The 917-nt window shown below is 61.1% G+C and carries 1 protein-coding gene; it reads left to right on the top strand.

Going from position 1 to position 917, the window contains the following annotated elements:
• Positions 1-917, top strand: a 917-nt coding sequence (locus EN884_RS37180; RefSeq protein WP_128361193.1) for an ABC transporter permease, incomplete at both ends; no start/stop codon positions are given.

The following is a 917-nucleotide window of genomic DNA, read 5'->3' as shown; positions in this document are numbered from 1 at the left end:
GCCTGGCGCTATCTGCGTTCGCGGCGCAAGGAGACGGTGATCTCGGTGATCGCCTCGATCTCGTTTCTGGGCATCATGCTGGGCGTCGCCACGCTGATTGTGGTCATGGCGGTGATGAACGGTTTCAGGGCAGAGCTTTTGACGCGCATCCTCGGCGTCAACGGCCACCTGATCGTGCAGCCGCTCGATTCGCCGCTGGAGGACTATGCGCAGGTCGCCAGCCGCATCAACGGTGTAGCAGGCGTTAAATACGCCATCCCGCTGATCGATGGCCAGGTGCTTGCGCAAGGCAATGTCGGCGGCGGAACCGGAGCGCTGGTTCGCGGCATACGCGGCGAGGATCTGAGCAAGATCGCCATCGTTGCCAGCAACATCAAGCAGGGTTCGATCGCCGATTTCGATTCTGGCGAGGGCGTTGCCATCGGCAAGCGCATGGCTGAGAATCTCGGCCTGACGCTTGGCGATACCATCACCTTGATTTCGCCCGACGGCGACGTGACGCCGATCGGCACCACGCCGCGCATGAAGGGCTACAAGATCGCGGCGATCTTCGAAGTCGGCATGTCCGAATATGACACGTCCATCGTCTACATGCCGTTTTCCGAAGCGCAGCTTTATTTCAACATGGACGGGCGGGCGCAAACGATCGAGATTTATGTCGACAATCCAGACGATGTCGATGCGCTGAAACCGAAAGTGGAGGCGGCGGCGCAGCGGCCGATCGACATGGTCGATTGGCGCCAGCGCAACGAGACCTTCTTCTCCGCGCTGCAGGTCGAACGCAACGTCATGTTCATGATCCTGACGCTGATCGTGCTGGTGGCGGCGCTGAACATCATCTCCGGCCTGATCATGCTGGTGAAGGACAAGGGCCACGACATCGCCATCCTGCGCACCATGGGGGCGTCGCGCGGCGC

This window comes from Mesorhizobium sp. M7A.F.Ca.AU.001.01.1.1 (genome assembly GCF_004022735.1).
Taxonomy (GTDB): domain Bacteria; phylum Pseudomonadota; class Alphaproteobacteria; order Rhizobiales; family Rhizobiaceae; genus Mesorhizobium; species Mesorhizobium ciceri.
Note: the sequence above shows the minus strand (reverse complement) of the source record. Positions and strands in the feature narration are given on the sequence as shown.